Here is a 24,267-nt window from a genome sequence, read left to right on the forward strand (position 1 = left end):
TGGACGGGATAAAGGAGACCGTAACCAAAGCCGTAAGGTGTAATGAAAAAGGCGCGGTGATTGAAGGAGTAGAAAAATGAGTGAAATTGTGAGTGGAAATACAAGAAAAGAGTCCGGCCCAAATGGAAAATATCTGGGCAGCGCATTTATTCTGTATCTGAATTATTTTATACATGGGATTGGCTGTTCTCTGCTTGGGCAGCAGGTGATTAAGGAGTTCCTTGCTGGGCAGTGGGGAACAGGCGTGGAGAAAGTAACGATGGTTGCGGCAGCTTTGGGACTTGGACGTCTGATTACCCTGCCATTTTCGGGTCCGATTTCAGACAGGATGGGGCGCAGGCTCTGTGCACTGCTCGGAATTGCTTCTTATGCATTGTTCTTTGTGGGGATTGCGTTTTCTCCGAATATGCAGGTGGCGTACATTGCAGCGATTCTGGGCGGGGCTGCCAATTCTTTTCTGGATACAGGGGTCATTCCCGCATGTGTCGAACTTATGGAGCCAAAATCAGGACTTGCTACGATGCTGACGAAGCTGTTTATTTCTATGGCACAGCTTCTGCTTCCGTTCATGATGGGGGCTTTGGCTGCGGCAAATCTTCCGTACTCTGTACTGATGTATGTATGTGCGACGGTGATTCTGGTGATAGGGGTACTCGTGCTTAAGATTCCGCTGCCTGAAAAGAAAGCAGCGGGAGCGGCAGAAGGGAAGACGGGAGACAAAGTGGATTCTTTTCTTGGCAGCCTAAAGAAAGCAAAATTTACGGTGGAAAGTGTTGCACTGATTGCAATTGGATTCACCTGTACGGCTACCTTCCAGCTCTGGCTGAACTGTGCGCAGACATTTGGAAAAGAAGTGGCACATATGACAGACCCGGGCATGATGCAGACTTATTATTCAGCAGGCACCATTGTGGCGATTTTTGTTACATCTGTGCTGGTTAACAAGTTCCTTCCGGTACGGTTTTTGGCTATTTATCCGGCTATCGCAACGGTCATGCTGGTTCTGGTCTATATGATTAAGACGCCTGCTATCTGTATGGCGGGGGCTTTTGTAATCGGTTATTCGGCGGCAGGCGGTGTGCTGCAGCTTGCAACAGCTACGGTGAATGACCTGTTTCCTACGATTAAGGGGACTATTACAAGTATTATCATGATTGCATCGAGTCTTTCTAACTATACAATCCTGTCGCTGGCTGGTTCTCTGGGGGCAGCAAAAGGAGCTGGTTCTGTTATCATACTGAATATCGTGATTACGGCAATTGGCGTCATGTTGGCATTATTTGTGAACCTGCGGTATGGCAGGCTGGCCGGAAAAGAAAAATAGAGATTTTTCCGTTGTGGAGATGGGAGGCGTTTTATGAAAGCTTTGGGATGGCTGAATAAGCATTTTGAAGAAATGTTATTGATTGTGCTGCTGATGGTGATGACGCTGATTATGGGAGTACAGGTCTGCGCCAGATATATATTTAATTTCTCTCTGTCCTGGACAGAGGAACTGACACGCTATCTTTTTGTTTGGAGCGGATTCCTAAGCATCGGTTTTGCCACACAGAAAGCGATTGCAATCCGCTTGGAGCAGCTTACGGATAAGCTCAAAGGCCTTGCGAAGTCAGCTGTTTTTATTTTGGATTATGTATTAGAGTTTGTGTTTTTGGCTTATATGATTCCGGCGGCATGGAGATATCTTATGACTGCAATTGAAAGCGGGCAGGTTAGCACTGCCTGTGAGATGCCGATGTGGATGCTGCAGGCAGCACCGTTTGCAGGATTCCTTTTAGCAGAAGTCAGATTGGCGCAGAAATTTTACTTGGAAATAAAAAAATGCCGCAAGAAAGGAGGAGAAGCATGTCAGCAGTAAGCGTATTTCTGATATTTATTATTTTGCTGGTGTTATCATTCCCTATCGCCTCATCTTTAGGAGTCGCGTCCTTATTGCCGGGAGCGTTTGACTCCAGTTTTACGGCAAGTGTCTCCTATGTCATCCGCTCCATGCTGGGCGGTGTGGACAGCTTCCCGCTGCTTGCTATTCCGATGTTCGTGCTTTCCGGGATTATTATGGCAAGGGGCGGCGTGTCCAGAAAATTATTTGACATTTTTACATTTTTTATCGGGAAAAGAAGGGCAGGCGTACCCTGTGCGGTCATTATTACCTGTCTCTTCTATGGGGCAATCTCAGGTTCTGCACCTGCAACAGTGGCGGCAGTAGGGAGCATGACAATTCCTATCTTGATTAATCTGGGGTATGATAAGACATTTTCCACTGCTATCGTAGCTGTAGCCGGCGGGCTGGGGGTTATCATCCCTCCGAGCATCCCTTATATCCTGTTTTCTATGGCGTCCGGTGAGTCAGTCGGGGATCTGTTTAAGGCGGGAATTATCCCCGGTATCCTCATTGCTGTGCTTTTGATGGCGTATGCGTCTTTTTACTGCCGGCGCTATGGAGAAGATACGGAGAAAATTAAGGAAGTTGTGGATATCCTCCGCGGGAGAGGTTTTCCTCATCTAATGAAGGAAGGTATCTGGGCATTGCTGACTCCGGTTATCATTCTGGGATGTATTTACGGAGGGATTGCGTCTCCGACAGAGGCGGCGGTTATCTCGGTATTTTACGCGCTGTTTGTCAGTATTGTAATTTATAAGACACTGAAAATGAAGGATATCGTCGCAATTTGTTCTGAGGCGGTGCGTACTTATGGGCCGTTGATGTTTATTCTCATTGCATCGACTGCATTTTCAAGAGTGTTGACCCTGATGCAGGTGCCGCAGACAATCAGTGGATGGATTCTGGATACATTTTCAGGGGCAGTGGTCATCATGATTGTGATCAATGTGTTCCTTCTGATTGTGGGAATGGTGATGGACACCAGCCCGGCAATCCTGATTACGACGCCCATTCTGCTGCCAATTGTACTGGAAATCGGGATGGATCCTATACAATTCGGTATTGTCATGGTTATCAATCTGGCGATTGGGTTTGTGACGCCGCCGATAGGGGTGAATCTATTTGTGGCAAGCTCTCTTTCTGATATTCCGGTGATGGAAATTGCGAAAAAAGCGTTCCCGTTAATAATGATTTTTCTGGCTGCATTGCTGCTCATTACATTTATTCCGGCAATCAGCCTGACACTGTAAGGAGGGATGGATGTGAGAAAATTAAGAGCAGGGCTGACAGCGGCAGCCTGTATGATTGTCCTGACGCTCAGTCTGTGTGCATGCAGCTCAGAGGGTGGGAAAAAGGAAAGCGTGCAGAATTACGCATGGCCTTTGGGGACAAGCAGCCCGGAGGATACAGTCACGCAAGTATTTGCTGAAAAATTCGTAGAAGAAGTAAGCAGATTAAGCGATGGCAAGATGCAGATCAGCATCTATCCCAACTCTACGATAGGCAATGACAGAGAATTGCTGGAAAGCTGTAAGGAAGGGGATATTCCGTTTGTTGTTCAGAACACGGCGCCTCAGGTCAGTTTCATGCCGGAGATGGCTGTATTCGACGTGCCGGCAGCATTTAAGACAATAGAAGAAGCCCGTAAGGCAGTGGATAACCCGGAATTCTACGAAAAGATTGAGGGAATCTATGAAGAAAACGGCTATCATCTGTTAGGCATGGCGGATCAGGGATTCCGGGTAATGACGACGAATAAGAAAATCACAGCAATAGCTGACTTTAAAGGCCAGAAAATCCGGACTATGGAAAACGCCAACCATTTGGCATTCTGGCAGCTTTTGGGGGCAAACCCCACACCTATGGCATTCAGTGAGGTATACATAGGGCTTCAGCAGAACACAATAGATGCAGAAGAGAATCCCGTCGAAGTCATCGTATCCGGCAAGCTGTATGAACAGCAGGATTACGTCGTGGATACAAACCATCTGCCACACTACATCAGCCTATTCATCAGTGAGGAGTTTTTTGGTGAAATGAGTGCGAAGCAGCAGAAAGTCATCACTCAGGCAGCAGCCACGGCCACTTCATATGCAAGAGAGCAGGCAGACATCCGGGTAGAAGACAGGATGGACATCATGGAAGAGTCCGGCACAGAAGTTATAGAATTGTCAGACGATTTGTATGAAAAAATGAGAGAATTATGCGAGCCACTATATCAGGACATACGTGAGCAGGTGGGTGACGAGTTGGTGGATTTGTATACAACAAATAAACAATGAGAATATTCAGAAAATGGAGTGCAAAGGGGTCTGACCCCCTTGCACTCCATTTTCTGACAGTCCCCTCCCAGCTTACAATTTTGTAAGGTTTTCTTTGTATTTTGCAAGCTAAAGTTATGGATTGTGAATGTCAAGTCGGTTTATAATAAGTTCGTAAACAAGAGAATGAGGAAGATGAAAGGCAGGAAATAGATATGTCATTGCTGGATGTTAAAAATGTGAAGAAGATTTATACGACAAGGTTTGGAGGCAGTCAGGTGCAGGCGCTTTCGGATGTGACGTTTTCCATAGAATCAGGTGAGTTTGTTGCGATTATGGGGGAATCCGGTTCCGGAAAGACGACCTTATTAAATATACTCGCTTCTCTCGATAAACCGACGGGTGGTAAGGTGTACCTGAAGGGGCGGGACCTGGGGTCGATCAGAGACCGGGAGATGGCGGCATTCAGGCGTCAGAATCTGGGCTTTGTTTTTCAGGATTTTAATCTGTTAGATACGTTTTCTCTGGAGGATAATATCTATCTTCCGCTTGTGCTGGCAGGGAAAAAATATGAAGAGATGAACCGGAAGCTGGAGCCTATTGCACAGAAGCTAGGTATTACAGAACTGCTTAAAAAATTTCCCTATGAAGTGTCAGGCGGACAGAAACAGAGGGCGGCAGTAGCACGTGCCCTGATTACAAAGCCTCAGCTGATTCTTGCGGATGAGCCGACAGGGGCTCTGGATTCAAGGGCTTCGGATGACCTGATGGAGCTGTTCACACAGATCAATCAGGACGGGCAGACGATCCTCATGGTGACGCACAGTGTGAAGGCTGCCAGTAATGCAAACAGGGTACTCTTTATTAAGGACGGAGAGGTGTTCCACCAGATTTACAGGGGGAATCTTACGAATGAGGAGATGTACCAGAAAATTGCGGCTTCGCTGACAGTTCTGACCACAGGGGGTGACCGGTAATGTTTTATCCGAAACTTGCATGGACCAATATCAAGAAGAATGGGAAGACTTATATTCCGTATATCTTGACCGGTATACTGACCATCATGATGCTGTATGTAATGATTGCAATCAGCCTGAATACAGGGCTGGACCAGATGGAGGGCTCAAATGTCCTGAAGCTGATCCTGCGCTGGGCCGCGACGATCACCGGTATTTTTTCGGCAATCTTTCTTTTTTATACAAACAGTTTCCTTGTAAAGCAGCGGAAAAAGGAATTTGGACTCTACCAGGTGCTGGGAATGGACAAAGGCAATCTGGCGAAAATGATGGTGTGGGAGACGGTCCTTACCACGGTGATCAGCCTCTTAATGGGCCTGGGACTCGGCATGCTGCTCGGGAAGCTGATGTTTTTAATCTTATTAAAAATGCTGCGTTTTGAAGTCCCGCTGAAATTTGCGGTGGAACCTCAGGCAATGCTGGCGACAATGATCATATTCCTTGCCGTTTTTACGGTTACACTGTTATTCAATCTTTTACAGGTGCAGACGGCAAAGCCGGTGGAACTTCTGCACGGCGGCAGTCAGGGGGAAAAAGAACCTAAGACAAAGCGGCTTCTTACCCTCATCGGTGTGCTTACTCTGGGGGCAGGCTACTATATCGCCCAGACAACAGTATCCCCGTTAGAAGCGATTGGAAAATTTTTCATGGCAGTCATACTGGTCATTATCGGCACATACTGCCTGTTCACGGCAGGAAGTATCGCGCTTTTGAAGATTTTGAAGAAAAACAAAAAGTTTTACTACAAGACCAGCCACTTCACTTCAGTATCGGGCCTGATTTACCGGATGAAACAAAATGCGGTCGGATTGGCTAATATCTGCATCATGAGTACGGTTGTACTGGTTTTGATATCCGTAACCTTTTCCCTGTATGCAGGAATGGAAGACATTCTTTCATTACGTTTCCCGTCAGATGTTCATGTAACGATCCAGGGAAGTTCACAGGAAAAAATAGATACCGAAAATCAGGTTATAGAAGAAGAGGCCGAAAAGGCCGGTGTTGAGATAGAAAACCGCAGTTCTTACCGTTCGGGAACATTTACGGCTATATACAAGGAAAAGGAAGCAAGGCTGCTTCTGGAGGAGGATTCAGATATCTCAAATGAAACTGCAAATTTCAGGACACTGGTCATCATTCCGCTGTCAGACTATAACCGGCTGGAAGGAAAAAAGGAAGCACTTGATAAAGACCAGGTACTGGTTATCGTGCAGGGGGATGAGTTTGATTCGGATACAATCTATCTGCAGGATGAAGGCTTTGCAGTGAAAAAAGTAATGAAGGATACGAGAAAAACAAAAGATGAACTCTCATATGTTGTAAAAAGCATCATTCTGGTAATGCCGGATGCAGATAAGATTGCAGAGCTGAAGAAGACCTACGGTTATGAAGGCTCGGATCAAATCATATACACTGATTATTTTGACTTAAGTGGCAGCGGGGACGCAAAAGAATCTGTCATGGCCTCCATACAGAAGCGTCTGACAGCTGAGATACCGGAATCGTTTACAGAATATAAGGGGGCATTCAGGCAGGATTTTTATGCACTCTACGGCGGCTTTCTGTTCCTTGGTGTATTTGTCGGGGCGCTGTTTATTATGGCAACCGTGCTGATTATCTATTATAAACAGATTTCAGAGGGGTATGATGACAGGAACCGGTACCAGATCATGCAGAAGGTGGGGATGAGCAAGAAAGAAGTACAGCGTTCGATCAAGAGCCAGGTACTATTGGTATTTTTCCTGCCATTGCTGGTTGCGATCGTACATGTGGCATTTGCCTTTAAAACAATCACAAAACTGCTGGCAATTATGAATCTCGTCAATATACACCTGTTTTTGATGTGTACTATAGCAACGGTGCTTATATTCGCGGTATTCTACGGGGGAGTATTCCTGATTACATCGAGAGAATATTACAGGATTGTCCAGTAAATCATGAAAGTGCCTCGGGGCAGTCGGTTAATGGAAAAATTTAACCGGCTGCCCCTTTTTCAGAACAGTTATATTCTGTTATCTATGTTTCTATTCTACGGGAAAAAGGAAATTATTCTGTTATATTTACCGGAATATGATAGAATGAAACTGATTCTGAAAACTTCCGAAAGGTAATCAGGTATTAGGGAGAGGAGAGGCAGAGAGTATGAGGGTGCTTGTGGTAGAGGATGATTTTATTGTACGGAAAGGAATCATTCTATCGTTGGAATGGGAAAAAGAAGGATTCGAAATCTGCGGGGAAGCGGCAAATGGTATTCAGGGATTTCAGAAAGTAAAGGAGACTCATCCTGATATTATTCTGACTGATATCCGTATGCCGGGGGAAGATGGTCTGGCTTTTTCACAAAAAGTAAGGGATGCATACCCTGCTATTAAGATTGTTATACTAAGCGGGTATGATGATTTTGCTTATGCAAAGCAAGCTTTGAAAATAGGAGTGTTCGAGTATCTTTTGAAACCTGTAGATGCAGATGAACTGTTGTCTGTAGTAGTACGTTTACGGAAAGAGATTGAGAAAGAACAAAGGAAATACAAAAAAGAAGTTTTCCAACAGAGCTTTGTTGAGGAAAATTACGAATATGTCAAGGAAAGATTTTTAAATATATTGTTGGAAGAAGATTCGTCAGGGGATGAAGAGATCACTCATACTATAGAGAAAGGGCGGCGCCTGGGTCTAAATTTTGATGGTCCAGTCTTTCAGGTAGTATTAGTTTCCGTTGATGATTTCCTGTTTTTAACCCAGAATTCCAAAGAAGAGCGAAAAGAACTTCAGATGCAGATAAAGGAAACTATTCGGGAGGTGCTGCATTTATCAGAAAAAGACATGGTTTTTCTGGATAAGAGGGCACATTTTATAGTACTTCTTCAGTACGAGCGTGTAAATACAACGAATATTATACCATTGTACCAGAAGATAAAAGAGAAACATGGTTTCTATGTCACTATCTCAATAGGACGTGTAAAAGAACATGTATATGAAATTCAAAGCTCTTACAGGGAGGCTCTGCAGGCGTTACGCAGCCGTCCTTATCTGTCAGGGGAGCATGTGATACAGTATACGGATGGGATGAAGCCGGGAAAAGGAATGTTTCTCAATATTCAGAAAAGAGAAAACGAATTAATCCAGAAATTACTGCGTTATGATGGAGATGGGGTCTTGTCAGTTATACAGGGGATTTTTGATGAGGCATTAGAAAAGCATACAGATTTAGAAAAATTAAAAACAGCATGCATCAGGGTATGGATGATTGCGGTTTCAAACCTTGAAGAAATGTCTATTAATCCAGAAATTCTCCCGGAAGGGAATTATGACTATTTACAAGAAATTGATAAATACGAGAGCTTTGAAACATTAAGGAGGCAGATGCTGAGGTTTGGCCGTCAGATTTCCGAATTACTGGCATCGACAGAGGGGCACAAGTATAATGCCATTATCCAGAAATCGATACAATATATAGAAAATCATTTTTCGGAAGAAATCAGAGTGGAACAGATTGTTTCCAGGCTTTATATCACGCCGAATTATTTTAGCCAGGTATTCAAGTCACAGACGGGTATGAATTTCAGTGATTATCTGAATCAATACCGGGTGGAGCGTGCAAAGGAATATCTTAACAATCTGGATTTAAAGATTTATCAGGTTGCTGAAAAATGTGGTTACCAGAATTATAAATATTTTAATACGGTTTTTAAAAAGTATGCCGGATGCTCTCCAAAGGAGTATCGGAACAGGTTATCATGGAAGAATGACGGAGGGAATAAGTGAAAAAGAAGAAACAAATGTTTGTTAGCCTGAATGTGAAAGTTTTTATTTTGGGAATCGTAATCTCTATGATACCAATTGCAATTATAGGCACTGTCCTATATAGAAAATCTCTGGAAATAGTAGAACAGAAGCAGGAGGCAGCATCCGAAAATGCACTTGACAGTATTGCAGACAGTATTCAGGTGACAACGGATTATGTAGGAAACCTGTCACTGTACATTATTCAGAATTCCGATGTGAAAGAAACGCTTTTGGCAGAATCTATGACTGGGAGTGAACTACTGCGGCGTCAGAATGAGGTGGCAAAAAGTCTGATGTTCTATACAGGCCAGAATCAGTTCGTAAATTCTATTTATATTGAGGGCGAAAACGGCCTTGTCTTACATGCCGGTGATGTCCGGGATGTTAAAAGGGAGGAAGAATTGGCCGGTCGTGCAAAAAAGTTGATGGGGAAGTCCTTCTGGACGGGTACTTCAGCGAAAAATGATGACAGCCCCGTGGTTTATCTGACGCTGACACGCAGTATCCGGGACACTGAAAATTTGCAGAATACCCTTGGGACTCTCTGGATTAATGTACCGCTGTCCAAAATGAAAGAGCAGTTTTCAAATTACATAGAAACATATCCGGGATATATAGCACTGGTGGATGATGACGGAAATGTCCTGCTGAGCGCGGGTAAATCAGAGACGGTTATTTCAGATTTAGAAAAACTTAAGGAAAGCAGGATAACAACTATTTCAGACAAGAAGAGTAATACTCTGGTATATGGTAATAAACTTCCTGACACGGGGTGGACGATTGTCAGTGGTCTGGAACGTTCAAAGCTTTTGGAAGAAAACCGGACGATACGCGATTTGCTGATATATGGGATTGTGGCAAGTATGCTTTTATGTCTTCTGACATCGGTGCTTTTTTCCCGTGCTATTCTTCACCCGCTGAGACTGCTTACGGGAAAAATCCGGGAAGTAAAGGAAGACAACTATGATGTCCAGCTCCAGTTTGAAAGTAATGATGAAATAGGCATTTTAAGCACACAGTTTAATGCTATGACAAGACGTATGAATGAATTGGTCAATGAAGTGCTGACAGGGAAAGTGCTTCAGACTGAGGCGGAACTGAAAGCGCTTCAGGCACAAATTAACCCTCATTTTTTATATAATAATCTGGACACTGCATATTGGATGAGCAGGCTGGAACATGCGGACAAAACCGGACGTGTTGTTCTTGCAATAGCGGATCTTTACAGGCTTACGATGAACTCCGGACAGAAATTTATTTCCGTAGAGACAGAAATACGTTATGTAGAAAATTACATCGTAATACAAGAATTGCGTACAGCTGACCAGATTCAGTTCCACATTGAGGCAGACGAAGAACTGTTTCAATGGGCCACGATGCGTTTTGTGATACAGCCATTAGTGGAAAATAGTGTGGAACATGGAATTCTTCCAAGTGGAAGAGAAGGTGATATCTGGATCAGGGGATTTAAAGATGAGGAGAACTTATATTTTGAAGTGGAGGATAACGGAGATTCCATAGATATCAGTGAGATTGAAGAATTGCTTATGGACGTCAAAAGTGAGGAAAAGAGAGGTATGGCAATCCGCAATATCGACCAGCGTATAAAACTGCAGTTTGGAAAGAACTATGGTCTTTTTTTCCGCGCCGGCACGGAAAACGGAACAGTAGTGCGGATTGTACAGCCGTTGCTGGCTTACACAAAACATATGTAGACAGGTATAATGAAACAGCTAAAAAGGATACAAAGTAATCGTGATAAGAGTCTGTCAGGTCAGGCTCTTTTTGCATATTGAATAGAAAAGTGGATATTTTTATAGTTTACATGGTTTTTTGCAGGAACAGTATACGATATGCTAATTATATAAATACACCGAAACAAAAAGGAGGACAAAAAATGAGGAAAAGAACACAGATTCTTTCAGTTGTATTGGCAGCGGCAATGGTCGGCGGAATGCTGGCAGGCTGTTCAGGGACAGAAAAGGATGCAAAGGAAAGTGGAGCAGGAGGTGATTCATCTAAGACTACTTTGACTATTATGCATATGGGGACGGATGAAGCCATTAAAAACGGGGATATTGAATCAATTATGATGGACAAGGCTGTGGACAATTTTAAAAGTAAGTATCCGGATGTGGAACTGGTGGAGGAAATTGTCAGTCAGGAAGCCGGGTATGAGACGAAATTAAAAACACTGGCTGCGGCTAATGAGCTTCCGGATCTGATTATGGCACTTCCATCTATGATGGGATCATTTTACGAGAACGGACAGATACAGGATTTGACGCCGGTGTTGGAAGCAAATCAGGAATGGGCGGATACATTTGCTGATGGTATGTTCGGCGATTATACTTTTGGAGATCATATCCTCGGAGTTCCCCGATGCAGTATCGTAAATCATGTTATATATTATAACAAAGATATTTTTGCAAAATGCGGTATGGACAGCTTTCCTGCAAATGAACAGGAATTTAAAGAGGCGGTGAAGACATTAAAAGAGAACGGATATATTCCTCTTGCAACCGGAAATAAGGGGAAATATGCCATTGCTTCGCAGGTTATGCCCGGTATCCTTATGAAATTCAACAGTAACGAATGGTATGAAGATGTGAAAAACTATAACGGTGCATCATTTGAAGATGAAAGTTCGGTAGAAGCAATTACATATCTTAAAGAACTGATGGATCTCGGATTATTTAATGAAGATGTAAACAGCCTTGATCCTGTACAGGTACGCCAGATGTATTATGATGGTAAAGCAGCAATGTATATTGAAGGATCCTGGTCAGTTTCTAATTTAATTAATGAAGCATCACAGGAAATCCTTGACAATACAGAGATTACGGTTTTTCCACCGGTAAAAGGAAAAGAAGAACTTAAAGGCCAGATTGTAGGCGGCCAGGGGTGGGGAATCAGCTTAAGAGAAGGACTGGCCGAGGACCAGCAGGAGGCAGCGGTGAACTTCTTAAAAGAAATGTCGGCACCGGAAATCCAGACATTGCTGATTGAAGGTGGTTCTTTGGCTACAGCAAAAGAAGTTGATTATGATGAAAGCAAATTGGATCCTTTATTCGTAAAATTCCTTGATATGTACAATTCTTATGACAAGATCGTGGGGTGTCCGGAAGTACAGCTTTCTACTGCATACATGGATGCAAGCTATGTAGGTTATCAGGAGATGTCCATTGGCTCGCTTACACCGGAAGAACTGGCGGCAAAGCTTCAGGAAGCACATGAAAGCGCAAAAAAACAATAAGGGGATGATGAAATGAGAAAAGATAGACAGACCCAGGGGGCATATGACAGGATATGCCCCGCAGGGGGACTTGCGTCAAAGGGCAGGCCAAAGTATAAAAATCCTCTTATGCCGCCCGGAAGAAGAATATTTGGATATCTGAGTATTCCAGTGGGCGTTTATCTGTTCATAGTAGTGGTCCCGACTTTATTTGCATTTGGATATAGCTTTTTTGAGTGGTCAGGCGGCCCCGGGAAAAAATTTATTGGTTTAGACAATTATATACAGCTTTTGCATGATAAGACTTTCTGGCTGTCCTTTAAGAACACTATGCTGTTTACTGTGCTGATGGTTGCAGGACAGGTGGGGATTGCATTTATTTTCACATTGTTTTTTACAATGAAATGGGTAAAATTTGTAGAACTTCATCGGAGGGTGATGTATTTCCCAAGTATTATAGCGGCCGTCGTTATCGGTCTGATGTGGCAGCTGATTTATAACAACGATTTTGGTATACTGAACCATTTCCTGCGTGCGTCAGGATTGGACGGCTGGATTAAACCGTGGCTGGATGATCCGAAGATAGCCATGCTGTCAGTAGCGGTTCCGGTAATCTGGCAGTTCATAGGATATTATCTGGTATTACTTATGGGGGCCGTGGCAACTATCCCGAAAGATATTCTCGAGGTTGCGGAGATAGACGGGGCGACTGGATTTAAAAGAAGTCTGTATATTACAATTCCACTGATTTGGGATACTTTAAAGATATGTCTTATGATTTGCTTTGCAGGTTCTTTTAAAGCATTTGACCACATTATGGTTATGACAGGAGGAGGACCGGGAAGGGCAACCAGTGTGCTGTCACTTTATAACTATGATACTTCTTTTGTCCAGATGAAGATGGGTTATGCGTCTGCAATGGCAGTGGTAATCCTGGTGGTATCTATGACGCTGACGATAGGAATCCAGAGGCTGATGGAGGGAAAAGCAAATGACCATTAAGAATACTTTACAGGGGATGTTTAAATTCGTTGTGAATGCAGTTCTCCTTTTGTTTTCTGCATCCTGCATATTTCCGATACTGTGGATGGTGAATTCGGCGCTGAAAACGAGCAACGAGTTTATGCAGAATAGTATGAGCCTTACAACACATCCTTATTTTCAAAATTTCATAGATGCGGTACAATCCAGCGGGTTTTTAGAATGCTTCTTGAATTCTGCAATTCTTGGATTCATTAATGTGGTTTTAACAGTGATATGCGCGCTGGTTGCAGGTTTCTTTATATCAAGATATAATTTCAGGTTTAAAAAGGCCGTGTATTTATTGTTTGTTTCGGGCATGGTTATTCCGATGCTGTCACTGTTGATTCCGGTGTTCCTGCAGTTTAAGGCTTTGGGGATGCTGGACCACAGATGGACATTGATTCTGCCATATCTGGCATTCTCACTGCCATTTGCAGTGATGCTTACAGAAAACTATATCAGGACGATACCGGTAGAACTGGACGAGGCGGCATATATGGAGGGATGCAGCACCTTTAAGCTGCTAACGAAAATTATTTTTCCAATGTGTTCACCGATAACGGCAATTATTGTTATAACGTCCTTTATGAATGCATGGAATGAGTTTCCCTTCTCTCTTGTTTTAATTAATGATAAAAGCCTGAGGACAATATCTATTGCGATCAGAATGTTCAATTCAGAGCATGCAATTAACTATCCCCTTTATATGGCAGCACTATTAGTATCTATCCTGCCTATTTTGATTATTTATCTTATATTTTCAAAACAGATCATGAAAGGGATGACGGTAGGGGCAGTCAAGGGCTAGCAGCAGGCCGGCGGGTTATAGCGGGATGAGGGAGAAATTATTTGGTAAAACAAACTATTTAAGAATGAAGGAGAACATAATATATGTGGATTGAAGGCAACTACAGGCGGAGTTTTTTAGATATGCATATTGATGACTGGAATGAAGAGTTTTTATCCAGGGTAGATCCTGAGGGACTTGTGAAATTATTGAAAGATGCAGGCATGCAGCAGATTGTTGTAAAGTGCAGACCGCATACAGGGCTGGCATTTTATCCTACCAAAACCGGACGCATGCACAAGGGGCTGCAAGGAAGAGACTATGTCGGTGAGATGATTCAATTATGCCATAGTAACGGCATTGCAGTTATGGCGTATTTTTCGCAGATATTTGATAATTGGGCATATGAGAAACACCCGGAATGGCGCATGATTAATGGATATGGAAAGACATCCCGAGAAGAGATGGTACCGGACAGTGATTTCATGAGCAGAAAGGGACGTTACGGGATAGTTTGTCCGAATAATGAAGAATACAGGCAGTATGTAAAAGAATGTTTGACAGAAATAACCGAAAACTATCAATTTGAGACTATTTTCCTTGATATGCCGTTTTTCCCGGAAGTATGCTATTGTCCGAGCTGCCGGAAAAAATATTTTGAGAGGACCGGAAGGGAAATGCCAAGAACGATAGATTGGGGGGATAAAAATTTCAGGGAGTTCCAGAGCATTCGTGAGGAATGGATGGGAGAGTTTGCGGCATTTTCTGCGGGCGTGGTAAAGTCAATCCATCCAGAAGTGACAATTGAACATAATTTATCCATGATGGCAGACCCCTGGCAGTATGCACATTCAGATTTGGTAGCCGAGGCATGCGATTATGCAGGCGGGGACCTGTATGGCGGATTCTTACAGCAGACGTATATGTGTAAATATTACAGGAATCTGAGTAAAGCGCTGCCCTTTGTGTTCATATCTTCACGCTGTGATCCCGGGCTGTCTTACCATACGACGACAAAGACAGAGGAAGAATTCGCCCTGCATGCCATGATTGCATTAGTACATAATGGTGCATTTTCCATTTGTGACGGGGCAAACCCGGATGGCACACTATGTGAGGAAGTGTATCAGGGGCCGGTAAAAAGGGCATTTGCCAGGACAATGAACTATGAAAAGTATGTAAGCGGGGATATGCTTACCAATATAAGTGTCTGGTTCCCGAGCCGCTCAAAATGCCATTGGAGTGAGAATGGCAGTCCGGTGACAGATGATAAATATAGCCGGAAATTCATGGAAACGCAGATTAATATGGGCAAAATTCTCAGAGAAGAAAACCTGCCGTTTGATGTGATCCCAAGCAAGAAACTGAATGGACTAAAAAGTGATGTACTCATTATCTGTGATACTGCAGTCATCCATGATGATGAAATGGATGCGATAGAGTCGTATATAAGGGAGGGCGGAAAGCTTTATGTGAGCGGCCATATCGGACATGGGAGACTTTTAGAACTTCTGGAGGCGGAAAGTATAGGTGAGACGGAGCATGAAGTTACTTATATGAGTGCTGCTGACAAAGGAATGGAAATATTCAGTGATTTTACAGCAAAATCCCCAATGAATGTACAAGGGAAAATGGAACTGCTTAAATTTTCAGGGGAGTATGATATATTAGCGACAATCACTCTGCCTTATACAATGACCGGGAAATGTGAATTTTCGGCAATTCATTCGAATCCTCCAGGTGTCTTTACTGACAGACCGGCAGCCATTGTGAAAAAAATTGGCAAGGGTGAGATTCTCTGGGTAGCAGCGCCGATAGAAAACAGCAGGCCTTATACAAGCAGGCGTGTTGTTGGAAAAATAATCAGAGGGCTGTGTAAAACGTTGGAGTTTGAATCAAATGCCCCTGCTTTTGCGGAAGTCGTTGGATGGAGAAAAGATAGTAAAAAATATTTTGCTGTAATAAACGAGCAGGAGAATTCACCAGTAGCCCCCATTTATGAGATCGAGATAAAAATACCGGGAGCAATCAGCAGCGTGAAGACAGTGGAAGAAGAAATGAAAGTGAAGGCCCGCTATGAGAATGGGATGACGACCATCCTGATTCCGAAGGTAGAGCTATTTACAGTAATAGAAATAGTAGATTAATTTAATCGGAGGATGTATGTTTTTTACAATTGAGAAGTTTCAGAAAAGAGTGGAGGAGCTGGGAATAAAAAGGTATATGGGGTGCAGAAGTATAGCCCCTTTCATATCGATGCCCGACCATGCTTTGGATGATGAGGTGCATCTTGTCCCGCCGGAGCGGATAGAGGGCAGGCCTTTAGAATTAAATGATATTTTTAAAGGAAGGGATTCTTATCTGTGGCTGGAAAAAAAGGTGCAGATACCGGAAACAAAAGAAGGCTGTAAGGCAGTTGGGCTGTTTGATTTTGGAAAAACGGGGGACTGTTATAACAGCGGGTTTGAATCATTGCTCTATATAGACGGGATCCCCTATCAGGGAGTAGATACGAACCATAGGGAAGTCCTGTTTGATAAATTGGAGGGCCGGATAGTAAAATTGACTTTTATGCTCTGGAGCGGTCTGGAAGGTGGTGGGATTCATAGAGATTTCTACCACAGGGTAAAAGAAGCAAGTCTGGGCTATCTGCATGAAAAGACAGATGAACTCTATTATTATGGAAAAGCAATTACGGAGACACTGCTTTTATTATCGCCGGATGATGAAGAGTACATTGAACTAAAAAACCTGTTTGAAAATGTGCTGAGTTGTATCGAATGGGATGAAGAATTTTTTTATGGAACTATAGAGACAGCACACAGTGTTTTAGCGGAGGGGCTGAAACAATTAGAGAAACATAGCAAAGTGAATATAAATGTAGTGGGACATACTCATATTGATGTCGCATGGCTGTGGCGGACGAAGCATACGAGGGAGAAGGTCATCCGCTCTTTTACGACGGCAATCCGCATGATGGAGCAGTATGAAGAATTTACGTTTCTCCAGACACAGCCTCAGCTTTACAATTACATCAAGCAGGACCGGCCGGATTTATATGAAATAATAAAAGAAAAGATAGAAGAAGGCAGATGGGAACCGGATGGGGGAATGTGGGTGGAGGCAGACTGCAATCTCCCATCAGGAGAATCGCTTGTAAGGCAGTTTTTATATGGGATCCGGTTTATAAAACAGGAGTTTGGAAAAGAATGTAAATACCTCTGGCTGCCGGATGTGTTTGGCTATAGCTGGGCCTTGCCCCAGATATTGAAACAGTGCAGGATAGATACATTTATGACTACGAAAATCAGCTGGAATCAATTCAATACCATGCCTGATGATGTATTCTGGTGGAGGGGGATTGATGGCAGTGAAATACTCACTTATTTTGTGAACACGCCGGAGGAGGGGCGGGAGCTGGATACCAGATATTCAACTTATAGTGGAATGATGGATCCACGTACCGTGGCAGGAAGCTGGAAGAAGTTCAGGAATAAGAATCTAAGTAAAAACACGCTTATATCGTACGGTTATGGAGATGGAGGGGGAGGGGTGACCCGTGATATGCTTGAAATGCGCCGGGCAATGGACAAACTGCCCGGGCTCCCAGGGGTAAAGCCAGTCAGGGCGTTAGATTTTTTCAACCAACTTCATGAGGATATCGAAAATAGTGATGAATATGTACACACCTGGGACGGGGAATTATACTTAGAATATCATCGTGGAACATATACATCACAGGCATATAATAAAAAAGTTAACCGGTATATGGAACAAAGGCTTACACAGGCGGAATGGCTTGCATCCGTCTGCTATGCAGGGGGTGGGGAATACCCGCGCCAGGAAATCGAGGACTGTTGGAGAGAAGTTCTGTTACAGCAATTCCATGATATCATTCCGGGTTCTTCAATACGGGAAGTATATGAAGATTCAAGGATTTCCTATGAAAGGGCAGAAAAATTAGCGGATGGAATTATAGAGAATGCATTTAAGAAGCTAATAGTTCCGAAGGAGAATTGTTTCGGTATTTATACGGTGAACAGTTTTGGCGGGAAAGAACTGGTTCATGTGCCGGTTATACAGGACGGGGATTTCATTGATGCAGCAGGAAAAAAACTGGAAGCACAGCGTACAGCTAAAGGCTATGAAGTACTTATGGAAATTCAGCCCTTTTCCATGTGCAATATAACCTTCAGGCCGGGGAAAGACAAAACACAGGAACAGAAATCAGCATTTAAGTTAAATAGGAATTCTATAGAAACCCCATATTATGTTATCGAATGGAATGAGGCTGGCCAGTTAGTAAAGATATTCGACAAAGAAGCAGACAGGATGGTTATAAGGGAAGGCGAAAAAGGTAATGTTCTGGAGATTTATGAGGACAAGCCGCTGAAATATGATGCCTGGGATATTGATATTTTTCATGTGAAGAAAAAGGAGATTATTGAACAGTGTAAAGGAGGTCAGGTTGTGGAAGAGGGGCCATTGAAGGCAGTAATCCGCTTTGAATACAGCTTCCACAAATCCCAAATTGTACAGGATATGGCAGTATACCGTGATTCCAGAAGGATTGATTTTACCACACATGTGGATTGGCAGGAAGATCACAAGCTGTTAAAAACAGCATTCTATACGGATATCAGGGCCGTGAAAGCAACATATGATATACAATTTGGGCATGTCGAACGCCCTACACACTGGAATACGAGTTGGGATTGGGCACGATTTGAGGTCTGCGGACATAAGTGGGCAGATATTTCAGAAGAGGATTATGGCGTGGCCCTTCTCAATGACAGCAAATATGGCTATAGCATCAAAGACCATGTTATGCGCCTGAGTCTTTTGAAAAGTGCTAAATTTCCGGACACATCTGCTGATATGGGTGAGCATGATTTTGTATATTCTTTCCTTCCGCATACGGGCAGGGCACAGGAGGGCGGCGTAATTGAGGCAGCTAATAATTTGAACCTGCCTGCGCAGGCCGTATCAGGCGAATTCAAAGATAAAAACCAGCTTGTCAAAGTGTCAGATGATGGTGTACAGATTGATGCAGTCAAGAAAGCAGAAGATGAGGAATGTCTAATTGTCAGACTGCATGAATGCCGGGGGGGAAGGCATAAAGTACAACTGTCTTCTGGTTATAATATTCAGAAAATAGTTCCCTGCAATCTTCTGGAAGAAAGTAATGGGGAAGAAGAGGGAAACGGTGAGCTGGAATTTGTAATTAAACCGTTTGAAATTATGAGTTTGAAACTATATTTAGATATAGAAAGAGGTTACCCATATGAAACGTTCCCGAATTAACAAGGTCATCAAGGATATGGAAAGTCTGATAAAAGCGCATGGTTTTGAGATGCCGCCCTTTGCTTACTGGACGCCTGAGGACTGGCTCCATACTGGTCATGAATATGATGAGATCCGAGACAACAAATTAGGGTGGGATATTACAGATTTCGGTCTCGGCAGATTTGACGAAATTGGTTTTTCACTTTTTACGATACGCAATGGCAATCTAAAAGAACCTCAGAAATATAAAAAAACATATGCTGAAAAGCTTTTGATGTTATATGAAGGCCAGACAGCAGCCATGCATTTTCATGTGAGTAAGATGGAGGATATTATCAACAGAGGCGGCAATGATGTGTTCATAACAGTATATAACGGTACACCGGAAGAGAAAATGCTGGATACAGATGTTGCCGTATGTTCAGATGGGAAGAGAGAATACGTGCCTGCCGGAACCAAAGTCTGCCTGCATCCGGGGCAGAGCATCACGATCACCCCGTATATGTACCATGATTTTATTGTACCAGAGACAGGCGGACCGGTGCTTCTGGGCGAGGTTTCTATGTGCAATGATGACGATAACGATAACTTCTTTTATAACAAAGAGATTGGACGTTTCCCGGAGATCGAGGAGGATGAAGTGGCCTGCCGTCTGCTCTGTAACGAATATCCTGATGCGGATTAAGAAGATATAAAGGCCCGCCTGTGTTTTAGCAGCACAGGCGGGCCTTTATGATCTCAATTATTCCATTTCGTGCAGAGTTATGATACAATTGAAAATATATTGTGGCAGTCTGGATGAAAATTCTGTTTATATACGGGGAGGTAGAACGAGATGTCTGAATACAGGGATGCCGTTGATGCGGTAATACGCGAGGTGCGTAAGGCGGTTGTTGGAAAGAATGATGTGATTAACAAGATTATGATGGCGATTCTGGCCAAGGGGCATATTCTGGTGGAGGATATTCCGGGAACCGGGAAAACGACGATGGCGCTGGCATTTTCCAGGGCAATGGGGCTGGAAGAGAAGAGGGTGCAGTTTACCCCGGATGTGCTTCCTGCCGACCTGACCGGGTTTACGGTGTACCAGAAGGATACGGAGCAGTTCGTCTATCAGCCGGGTGCAGTAATCTGCAATCTCTTGCTGGCCGATGAGATCAACCGGACTTCTCCGAAGACGCAGTCGGCCCTTCTGGAGGTTATGGAGGAACGGCAGGTGACCGTGGACGGGGTGACCCGCAGGACAGGGAACCCGTTCATTGTCATCGCTACGGAAAATCCGACGGGCTCTGCTGGAACGCAGCTCCTGCCAGAGGCGCAGCTGGACCGGTTCATGATCTGTGTCAATATGGGGTATCCGTCTGTCAAAGAGGAAGTGGAGATCCTAAAGAGAAACCAGACGGGGAGGACTACGGATTCGGTGAAGAAGGTTATGAGCGCCCAGTGGATTCTGAATGCACAGACTGAGGCTGAGGACGTGTTTGTACACGATGTGGTCTACACATATATCGCGCAGCTGGCAAAGAAGACAAGGGAGATGGAATGGATTGCAATGGGCTTAAGCCCGCGCGGAACCGTGGCCATGACCGCGATGGCCAGGGCAGGAGCCTATCTCAAAGGCCGTGGGTATGTGGTACCGGAAGATGTTGCGGAGGTGTTTTCGTGTACGGCCATACACAGGATCCAGCTCAGCACAAAGGCGAAAGTAGGGCATATACAGAAAGAGGATGTGCTGGAAAAGGTTCTCGATGAAGTGAAAAAACCATCCGTCTCAAAACGGTAAGACAGGACAGTCATATGCGGGCTGCCGGAAGAGGAAAGGCTGGGGAGAAATATGGGGAAAAGAGTGGTCACTTATCTGGCCGTGTTCCTGATTACCGCTTATCTGTTTCTGATGTATAACGAACCTGCACTGACGGCTATTTTAGTGCTGGAGTGTCTGTATCCGTTCCTCTCGTTTTTATACCTGAAATGGATACGGGGGCGGGTTTCGGCCGGGCTGCACAAGGTGCCGGCAATGGGAAACAAGAACAGCAGAATCAGGATCAGTATCTGGATTAAAAATACATCCATATTCTGGAGTGTAAAATATAAGGCAGAGGTCAGGGTGGGAAGCAGTTTTCTGCAAAGGCAGGAAAAGAAGGTCCTTTCAGGAAATCTGGAGGGTAAAAGCCGTAAAATACAGTCATATTATTTCACCTCCTCTTACTGCGGAAGTGTGGCGGTCAGCATGGAGTCGCTTCGAATCTATGATTTTCTTGGTATTTTTTATCATAGAATTAAGCTTAAGGAGCGGTCCACCGTAGGCATTATGCCGGAATTTGAGCTGATCCCTCTGGAAATCACAAGAAGGACCAGAGAGTTTCTGGCCGATGCGGATGAGTACTCCGTGGAAAAAGGCGGGGATGACCCGGCGGAAATCTACAGGATCAGGGAGTACCGCCCCAGGGATTCTGTGCATGATATCCACTGGAAGCTGACGGCAAAGGAAGGGGAACTCATGGTCAAAGAACATGGCTGTCCTCTGGGGTGTGTCGTTCTGTTATGGGTGGATTTTGCAGAAAAAGGGGCGAGTGCCGCAGGGATAGACCGTATGCTGGAACGCACGGCATCTTTGAGTATGACTCTGGCAGGAGAAAAATGCATTCATATGGCTGCATGGTTTGAAGAAAAGAATGCAAGAGTCGTCAAATATAAAGTAAACAGTGCGGAATCGGCGTATGAGCTTGTCTGGAGGCTACTCGATATTGAGCCGTATGAAGACCGGGAGATGGCCGGGATTGCCTATGAAGATGCTTTTCTGGGTGAACATTTCAGCAGCATTGTTGTGATTGACGGACAGGGTAACATGAAGATAAACGGGGAAACACAGGAATTGCTGCAGCTGTAAGGAGGGACCAGGCAATGAGCAGAAGGAAAAAAGGAGAATCCGGTATCCGCCTGTATGAGGCGGAAAAGAAAAACGGATTTGACAGGCCGTATGGGACGGGGGCTGTGCTGATTTTCGCACGGGGTGCGGCCGTCTGTTTCCTTGCGGTTTCCTGGTGGAGGATATTCTTCAACGTCTTTCCGGCTGATATCAATATCGTATGGCTTGCAGTCTTTCTGTTTCCTCTGGCAGTGCTGGGGGTAATGTGGGCCTCGCTGAAAGTATGGCAGAAGGGCCTCTCAGTGATACTCTGTGTCCTGCCGGCTGCATTTATATTTTGGCGGAGACAGACACTTGCGGCCGCGGCCGTTAATTATCTGGCAAATGCGTATCTGCGAGTCCATTATGAAGGGACAGAACCTCTGCTGCTCTACAGTGAGCCGGAAGCCGCGGCGTGGACGCTTGGCCTTTTAACGGCTATGGCAACCATGCCGGTGCTTCTTTTGTGGTCCTGGGTACTCGTGAAGAACCGGGGAAAACTTCTGACGGTACTATTAATCTTATGTCCGGCGGCGCTGGCGGCCGTGGAAGGATACTTCCCGTCGGCAGGCGCATGCTGGGTGCTGATATTCGCGGCAGGTGTTTATTTTGCCGTCTGCGGGGGAAACTCAGGAAAATCGGTGATACTCGGCGCTTCATCGGCGTTTGTCTGTATTATGGTGCTTTTTCTGGCCTCGAATGTGGCTGCAAAGCCGGTGGAAGCCATGAAAACTGTTGAAAACGGTGTGTATCGGCAGGCGAGGACGGCTGTGAAGGAAGGCGTTGTACAAAAGTTTACAGATTTGACAGGAATTTCTGAAAAGAAAAAAGAGGACGAAGAGAAGCCACAGCAGGAAAAGGAGAGACAGGAAGGACAGAAGGAGGAAGAAAAGACAGACCCGGAAGCGAAAGAAGCCGAACAAGCTGAAACACAGGTGCAGGGTGAGCCCCCCGGTTTGCCCGAAGAGTCGGGAACCGGTGTATTTAAAGATGGAATCCCGCAGGATTTAAAAGCGATCGCTTCGTTTTCTCCGGGAGACGGTAAGGGAATTGTTGTACGTACAGATGAACGTCCCCGGGGAACATTTTACTATCCGGAAGCGTATGGCAGTGTTTATTCCGGCAGCTTCTGGAGGATGGAAGCTTTGTCAGATGCAGTACTCGACGAATACTACCAGTATCCCCCGGATCTGGAACGGCTGAGGGCGCTGTGCAGTGAACAGGATATCGGAAGTATTGAGGATGCAGCCCGGTTTATTCAGAAGGAGTTCAAAGAGAATACCGTTTATGACTATAATCCGGGAGCAACACCGGCAGATCAGGACTTTGCAGAATATTTTCTGTTTGAAAATAAGAAAGGTTTCTGCGTGCACTTTGCGACAACGGCTGTACTCATGTACCGTATCCTTCACTATCCGGCAAGATATGCAGAGGGGTATGCGATTCCTGCGTCCGCGTTTCAGGAACAGGAGGACGGAACATATGCAGCTGAAGTGACGGGGCAGATGGGACATGCGTGGTGTGAAACCTATGAGGACGGCTGGCAGGTCAGGGAACATACACTTCCTTATACAGGGACAGATACGCTGGCGGTTCCCCCTGCTTCGGACAGCCGGCAGAAGGCACCGGCAGAAGTGAAGAAGAGCACCAGAATCCTTCTGGGGAGCCTTACGATCGCTGGAATGATTCTGCTGTTGACTGCTGTTTTTCTGATTCAGGGAGTAGTGCGCAGAAAGCAGAGAATGATGCAGTGCCGCAGATACCGGAATGGACGGGGAGTACTGGCCCTGTACCGGACCCTATATGATACGGCAGTCTTTTTAGGCATGAAGGAGGCGGCGGATCCGTTGGCTTCAGAGGCTTTTGAGTCCCTGAAAAACTACATTTCTGAGATATCTGTCGGGGATTGGCAGTGGATTCAGGATGAAGTATGGCAGTCGATGTTTGCACAAAACCCGCCTTCCGAAGAAGAACACGAAAAATTGTATCAGCTTGTTACCGATGCAACAAAAAAGGTACGGCATGACCTGACCGGATGGAAGAAAATAAAATACCACCAGATCCGCTGTCTGGGCTGATAAATAGA

Annotated in this window: 17 protein-coding genes; all 17 read left to right on the forward strand. The window is 44.7% G+C overall.

The genetic code is table 11. The features are described from left to right. Positions 1–76 precede the first annotated feature (76 nt). The 17 genes from ABIN22_RS03280 (at position 77) to ABIN22_RS03360 (ending at position 24,259) form a co-directional block, all read left to right on the forward strand. Complete coding sequence (locus ABIN22_RS03280; RefSeq protein ID WP_346906544.1) at positions 77–1,324, forward strand: MFS transporter; 1,248 nt, start codon at positions 77–79, stop codon at positions 1,322–1,324. A 33-nt stretch (positions 1,325–1,357) separates the two neighbouring features. Next, positions 1,358–1,858: a TRAP transporter small permease gene (locus tag ABIN22_RS03285; protein WP_109729328.1), complete on the forward strand. Its 501-nt coding sequence runs from the start codon at positions 1,358–1,360 to the stop codon at positions 1,856–1,858. After that, positions 1,846–3,132, forward strand: coding sequence for a TRAP transporter large permease (locus tag ABIN22_RS03290; RefSeq protein ID WP_346906546.1), 1,287 nt, complete (start codon positions 1,846–1,848; stop codon positions 3,130–3,132). Before ABIN22_RS03285 ends, ABIN22_RS03290 begins: the two co-directional genes overlap by 13 nt. Positions 3,133–3,138: 6 nt before the next feature. Continuing rightward, positions 3,139–4,164 carry a TRAP transporter substrate-binding protein gene (locus ABIN22_RS03295; RefSeq protein WP_430517190.1) on the forward strand — a complete coding sequence of 342 codons (1,026 nt, stop codon included), beginning with the start codon at positions 3,139–3,141 and terminating at the stop codon, positions 4,162–4,164. Positions 4,165–4,358: 194 nt separating this feature from the next. Then, positions 4,359–5,120 carry an ABC transporter ATP-binding protein gene (locus ABIN22_RS03300; protein ID WP_109729325.1) on the forward strand — a complete coding sequence of 254 codons (762 nt, stop codon included), beginning with the start codon at positions 4,359–4,361 and terminating at the stop codon, positions 5,118–5,120. Further along, complete coding sequence (locus ABIN22_RS03305; RefSeq protein ID WP_346906548.1) at positions 5,120–7,093, forward strand: FtsX-like permease family protein; 1,974 nt, start codon at positions 5,120–5,122, stop codon at positions 7,091–7,093. The genes ABIN22_RS03300 and ABIN22_RS03305 overlap by 1 nt, the downstream gene beginning before the upstream one ends. A 208-nt stretch (positions 7,094–7,301) precedes the next feature. Then, complete coding sequence (locus ABIN22_RS03310) at positions 7,302–8,921, forward strand: response regulator (RefSeq protein WP_346906550.1); 1,620 nt, start codon at positions 7,302–7,304, stop codon at positions 8,919–8,921. Beyond that, positions 8,918–10,657 carry a cache domain-containing sensor histidine kinase gene (locus tag ABIN22_RS03315; RefSeq protein ID WP_346906552.1) on the forward strand — a complete coding sequence of 580 codons (1,740 nt, stop codon included), beginning with the start codon at positions 8,918–8,920 and terminating at the stop codon, positions 10,655–10,657. Before ABIN22_RS03310 ends, ABIN22_RS03315 begins: the two co-directional genes overlap by 4 nt. Positions 10,658–10,839: 182 nt before the next feature. Then, positions 10,840–12,198: an ABC transporter substrate-binding protein gene (locus tag ABIN22_RS03320; RefSeq protein WP_346906554.1), complete on the forward strand. Its 1,359-nt coding sequence runs from the start codon at positions 10,840–10,842 to the stop codon at positions 12,196–12,198. A 12-nt stretch (positions 12,199–12,210) separates the two neighbouring features. Further along, positions 12,211–13,179, forward strand: a complete 969-nt coding sequence (locus ABIN22_RS03325; RefSeq protein WP_346906556.1) for a carbohydrate ABC transporter permease — start codon at positions 12,211–12,213, stop codon at positions 13,177–13,179. After that, positions 13,169–14,008: a carbohydrate ABC transporter permease gene (locus ABIN22_RS03330; protein ID WP_109729320.1), complete on the forward strand. Its 840-nt coding sequence runs from the start codon at positions 13,169–13,171 to the stop codon at positions 14,006–14,008. Before ABIN22_RS03325 ends, ABIN22_RS03330 begins: the two co-directional genes overlap by 11 nt. 83 nt (positions 14,009–14,091) lie before the next feature. Then, entirely contained in the window at positions 14,092–16,134 is a 2,043-nt protein-coding gene (locus ABIN22_RS03335) for an alpha-amylase family protein (protein ID WP_109729319.1), read from the forward strand. A gap of 16 nt (positions 16,135–16,150) precedes the next feature. Then, positions 16,151–19,291 (forward strand): alpha-mannosidase, encoded by a 3,141-nt coding sequence (locus ABIN22_RS03340; protein ID WP_346906559.1) that lies wholly within the window; start codon positions 16,151–16,153, stop codon positions 19,289–19,291. After that, entirely contained in the window at positions 19,272–19,958 is a 687-nt protein-coding gene (locus ABIN22_RS03345) for a D-lyxose/D-mannose family sugar isomerase (RefSeq protein WP_109729317.1), read from the forward strand. The genes ABIN22_RS03340 and ABIN22_RS03345 overlap by 20 nt, the downstream gene beginning before the upstream one ends. Positions 19,959–20,108: 150 nt before the next feature. Further along, positions 20,109–21,056: an AAA family ATPase gene (locus ABIN22_RS03350; RefSeq protein WP_118621340.1), complete on the forward strand. Its 948-nt coding sequence runs from the start codon at positions 20,109–20,111 to the stop codon at positions 21,054–21,056. Positions 21,057–21,107: 51 nt separating this feature from the next. Next, positions 21,108–22,163: a DUF58 domain-containing protein gene (locus ABIN22_RS03355; protein WP_346906562.1), complete on the forward strand. Its 1,056-nt coding sequence runs from the start codon at positions 21,108–21,110 to the stop codon at positions 22,161–22,163. A 14-nt stretch (positions 22,164–22,177) separates the two neighbouring features. After that, on the forward strand, positions 22,178–24,259 hold the full coding sequence (locus ABIN22_RS03360) for a transglutaminase domain-containing protein (RefSeq protein WP_346906564.1): 2,082 nt from the start codon (positions 22,178–22,180) through the stop codon (positions 24,257–24,259). Positions 24,260–24,267: the final 8 nt, after the last annotated feature.

Origin of the sequence: Faecalicatena orotica, from assembly GCF_905197545.1 — a bacterium.
GTDB classification, from domain to species: domain Bacteria; phylum Bacillota; class Clostridia; order Lachnospirales; family Lachnospiraceae; genus Faecalicatena_A; species Faecalicatena_A orotica.

Excerpts from the sequence above, each read along its gene's own strand:
- ABIN22_RS03280 (WP_346906544.1), top strand. The coding sequence starts at position 77 with ATGAGTGAAATTGTGAGTGGAAATACAAGAAAAGAGTCCGGCCCAAAT.
- ABIN22_RS03285 (WP_109729328.1), top strand. The coding sequence starts at position 1,358 with ATGAAAGCTTTGGGATGGCTGAATAAGCATTTTGAAGAAATGTTATTG.
- ABIN22_RS03290 (WP_346906546.1), top strand. The coding sequence starts at position 1,846 with ATGTCAGCAGTAAGCGTATTTCTGATATTTATTATTTTGCTGGTGTTA.
- ABIN22_RS03295 (WP_430517190.1), top strand. The coding sequence starts at position 3,139 with ATGGATGTGAGAAAATTAAGAGCAGGGCTGACAGCGGCAGCCTGTATG.
- ABIN22_RS03300 (WP_109729325.1), top strand. The coding sequence starts at position 4,359 with ATGTCATTGCTGGATGTTAAAAATGTGAAGAAGATTTATACGACAAGG.
- ABIN22_RS03305 (WP_346906548.1), top strand. The coding sequence starts at position 5,120 with ATGTTTTATCCGAAACTTGCATGGACCAATATCAAGAAGAATGGGAAG.
- ABIN22_RS03310 (WP_346906550.1), top strand. The coding sequence starts at position 7,302 with ATGAGGGTGCTTGTGGTAGAGGATGATTTTATTGTACGGAAAGGAATC.
- ABIN22_RS03320 (WP_346906554.1), top strand. The coding sequence starts at position 10,840 with ATGAGGAAAAGAACACAGATTCTTTCAGTTGTATTGGCAGCGGCAATG.
- ABIN22_RS03325 (WP_346906556.1), top strand. The coding sequence starts at position 12,211 with ATGAGAAAAGATAGACAGACCCAGGGGGCATATGACAGGATATGCCCC.
- ABIN22_RS03330 (WP_109729320.1), top strand. The coding sequence starts at position 13,169 with ATGACCATTAAGAATACTTTACAGGGGATGTTTAAATTCGTTGTGAAT.
- ABIN22_RS03335 (WP_109729319.1), top strand. The coding sequence starts at position 14,092 with ATGTGGATTGAAGGCAACTACAGGCGGAGTTTTTTAGATATGCATATT.
- ABIN22_RS03340 (WP_346906559.1), top strand. The coding sequence starts at position 16,151 with ATGTTTTTTACAATTGAGAAGTTTCAGAAAAGAGTGGAGGAGCTGGGA.
- ABIN22_RS03345 (WP_109729317.1), top strand. The coding sequence starts at position 19,272 with ATGAAACGTTCCCGAATTAACAAGGTCATCAAGGATATGGAAAGTCTG.
- ABIN22_RS03350 (WP_118621340.1), top strand. The coding sequence starts at position 20,109 with ATGTCTGAATACAGGGATGCCGTTGATGCGGTAATACGCGAGGTGCGT.
- ABIN22_RS03355 (WP_346906562.1), top strand. The coding sequence starts at position 21,108 with ATGGGGAAAAGAGTGGTCACTTATCTGGCCGTGTTCCTGATTACCGCT.
- ABIN22_RS03360 (WP_346906564.1), top strand. The coding sequence starts at position 22,178 with ATGAGCAGAAGGAAAAAAGGAGAATCCGGTATCCGCCTGTATGAGGCG.